Source organism: Achromobacter pulmonis, assembly GCF_002885955.2.
Taxonomy (GTDB): domain Bacteria; phylum Pseudomonadota; class Gammaproteobacteria; order Burkholderiales; family Burkholderiaceae_B; genus Achromobacter; species Achromobacter pulmonis_A.
Window position 1 is genome coordinate 1 of record NZ_POQS01000033.1, and the last position, 1,794, is coordinate 1,794.

At 60.0% G+C, this 1,794-nt stretch carries 1 protein-coding gene and 1 pseudogene; both read right to left on the bottom strand.

The annotated features are described in order from the left end of the window. Positions 1 to 762 (bottom strand): annotated as a pseudogene (locus C1I89_RS33570) (DEAD/DEAH box helicase); the annotation flags it as partial. Between the two features lie 113 nt (positions 763 to 875). Next, the coding region (locus C1I89_RS33575; protein WP_308810302.1) for an HNH endonuclease at positions 876 to 1,794 on the bottom strand (919 nt) is incomplete at its 5' end.

Genomic DNA, 1,794 nt, shown 5'->3' on the forward strand with positions numbered 1-1,794 from the left:
CGCTTCATCAGCGATGAGCAGGTCGAACGTACCTTGCGGCAAGTACCTCTTGATGAACTCCGAGGGTTGATAACCGCCCTCGCCAAAGCCGAACTCCATGTTGGCCATCGCACGTTCCATGCGCGTGGCTTGACGGTCGGAAAACACCAGCTCGCCGTTGCCATCCATGAGGTTGATGAACTCGTGGATGTTGTCGCCCAGCATCGAGGCCAGGAAGCCGTCACCGAACTTCTGCATCAGCTTCTGCGCAGTGACTTCCCCGATGGTCGGGATGCGCTTCAGGGCTTTGAGGACGGCCGAGGACTGGTCGCTGCCGGACAGGCTGCGCGGGCGGATCAGCGTCCACAGGGGCGCAGCGCAATGGCTGCACTTCCTGCGGTACTCCTCGGCTTCGAGCGCGACCGGGTTGACCGGCTCGCCGTCGAGGTCGGTGATGACCGTGCCGCAGTCCGGGCAGGCCGCCACGTCGCCGTGGCGGGTGCGCCGCTGGGTGAAGACGGGCTTCCAGTGGAAACCCATCCGCATCCTGACGCGCCCCAGGACGAAGAACTCCTGGCCCGTGGGCTGCACGCCCAACTGCTCACGCAGCTTGAGGAGCTTGACGAGCGTATCCGGCCCATTGAGCACCCATACCTTGGCGCCGGCCACCGTCTCCTGGATCTCCCGCCGCCACTTGTAAACCAAGTGCGGTGGCGACAGGACCAGAGTGCGGCGGTAGCCTTCGGCGTTGAGCACGGCGGCCGCGGCGATGCCAACGGTCGTGTAGGGTAGGCTGCGGGCGTCCCGTAAAGGATCACCCGTCAGCCCCCCTCCGAACCGGACTTACACCTTTCAGCGTATCCGGCTCTCCACTTACTTGACTAGGAACAGTCCTTTCAAAGAACGCCTGCGTGTAGCTTCTGATGGCAAGGAACGCACAGCACCAAAGTCTTGCGACGGCGCCATGACATCACCTGTGGCCAGAGGTACTTCCCTTTGTCCACGTCCTTCAGCTTCCGAATGTGATGCACTTGGAAACTGCCTTCGGTGGTCCCGCAGTACTCGCACTTCCTCGCTTCGAGCCGCTGGATCAACTCCGAGCGGCTATGCGTGAAAACCCAAGTCTTGGGGGGTAGGTCAATACTCTGGAACGTGATGGGTTCTTTCCTTATGTCTTTCAGGCTGTAGATGGGAAAAGTGTGGGAGTCCGAGTTACCCCGAACAGCCAGTACGTATCCACCCTGGCGCTTCATGCTCCGCGCTACCTTCGTGACGGTCGAACGACGTTTTGCCGCCAATGTCTTCCACAAACTCGTCAACCAGAGGTGATGGAGCTTGTTCAGGACACGACTGACGCTGTTCGCCAAACCGTAGTAGTTGGCAAGGCCTCGCATTTCAGCGTTGTAGGTTTGAACGATTTCCGCTTCGCTCAGTGAGATCAGTTCGCTCCTGTGCGTGGGGGTGTGAGCGTCATAGACGCCGTAGCCCTTTCGCTGGCAGAAACTACGCAGCTTTTCAGCCGGTACGTGCAATTGCATCCGCTCGGATACGCTGCGTGCTGTGATGCTCCGTCCTGAACGGACGGTGCGCACGTTGCGATCACCGGAGTACGTGCGAACGTCGTACCCCAGAAAGCGAACTCCGTCCGATGCGTGAACCACACCGGACTTTTCCTCAGCGATCTCCAAGTGCAGTTTGTCGCTGATGAAACCTGCGACTCGCTGCATGACGGTTACCGCCTCGTCCCGACTGCCGATGATGCCGATCAGAAAATCATCGGCATACCGGACATACACCAGACGCCGGTAATTGGCG